Annotated in this window: 2 protein-coding genes; both read left to right on the top strand. The window is 24.7% G+C overall.

The features are described 5' to 3' along the window. Window positions 1-88: 88 nt before the first annotated feature. Window positions 89-370, top strand: a complete 282-nt coding sequence (locus tag NSA58_RS19840; protein WP_039678458.1) for an ArsR/SmtB family transcription factor — start codon at window positions 89-91, stop codon at window positions 368-370. 37 nt (window positions 371-407) lie between these two features. Next, a partial coding sequence (locus NSA58_RS19835; RefSeq protein ID WP_257560908.1) for a DUF445 domain-containing protein occupies window positions 408-1672 on the top strand: 1265 nt, incomplete at its 3' end.

Below are 1672 nucleotides of genomic sequence, written 5' to 3'. Positions count from 1 at the left end.
TTAAGTATATTAGTTATTGCTAATATACTTAAATTTAATAGTGGAAATAATATAATAAACATATATAGATAGAAAGGAAACTTAATACATGGAAGAAAAGGCAAAAAGATTAGCTAGACAATTAAAAGTGTTAGCTAATGAAAATAGATTGCTAATATTATATTACTTGTTAGAAAAACCAATGACAGTAGGAGATTTAAATAAAAAACTAAGTAATATAACTCAATCAGGATTATCTCAGCATTTGTCCATATTAAAAGCACATGATTTATTAGATAGTAATAAGGACGGTTTAAATATAACCTATTTTGTGAAGGATAAGAAGGTTAAAAGTATATTACAAATGCTAAAAGAAAATTATATCAATTAATATAAATCAAAAATTAAAAGACAGATAGGTGGTAAATATGATTACATTAGAAAATGGATTGTTTCTATTACTACAGGCTTTTTCCAGTGGTGTAGCAGGGTATATTACAAATAAATATGCTGTTAATATGATTTTTAAAGAATATACACCATTGAAGATTGGTGGTGCAGTAAAGAAAAATAAAGAGAAGTTTATAGAAGAAATAAGTGATTTAGTAGAAAGAGATATAATAAACTCAGAAACTTTAAGGAATAAAGTGTTAGGAGAAGATTTTAAAATTGCCATGCAAGACGTTGGCAAAGACTTTTTCAAGGAATCTTTATATGAAGCTTTTGAAAATAAAAAAATAGAAGAAATATCAGGATGGAATGAAACCTTAATAAGTGGAGAAAGATTGTTAACAGATACTTTAAAAGAATCGCTTCCTAAATTAATAGGTAATATTGGAGAACATGTAAAATTAGAAAACTTATTAAGTGAAAAGCAAATATCTTTTATAGTTGACTATGCATATAAAGAAATTGTTAATACAGTGGCTTCTAATGATGAATTAAAACATTTATTAAGTGATTTATATGAAGAACAAGGAGAAGTATATTTAAGACAATTAGTAAGTAAAGAAAGCGGAGAAAAAGTAACGAGAATTATTAGCTGTGAAATAATGAACTCTATTGATGAGTTATTAGAAAGTAAAAAGGAAACAAAATCGCTGGTAGATAAAACGTTAGCATTAATAGATATAAAAACATTATTAAAAGATCTTCAAAAATCTATAGGCTCTAAAAGTATAGATGATATTTTAAGTGAAGAAGAATTTGATAAATTAAGCTTAATTATATACACAAAATTAGATGAGTTAATAAAATCTGAAGATGGTAAAGAAAAGTTAGAAGATATAGTTGAAGAAATATTTATTTCTGCAAAGGATATAGATTTAACAGTATTCGAAATCTTGCCAATTCATTTTGGAAGAATCTCTAGTGAGTATATAATAGATTTGATAAAAAAAGCCATACCTTATTTATTATCATGGATAAGTGATAATAAAATTAAAATAGAAAATATGATAGATGAGTCAATACTAGAAAGTATAGATAATATTGATGATGACTTAAGAAAATCAATGATTTCAAAGGTAAAGGACTCAATGCTTGTTGATTTTGCCTCTAAAAATCAAATAGTAGATAAAATTGTGAACTTCTTAGAAGAATATGAAATAAGTGAAGAAGATTCTTACAAGCTATATTCTAAAATAATTAAGTTTTTAGAAGAAACTAAGATTAAAGATTTAGTAGATTTATT

This window comes from Terrisporobacter muris (assembly GCF_024621905.1).
Lineage (GTDB): Bacteria > Bacillota > Clostridia > Peptostreptococcales > Peptostreptococcaceae > Terrisporobacter > Terrisporobacter muris.
This window is presented reverse-complemented; position numbering and strand designations above follow the sequence as displayed.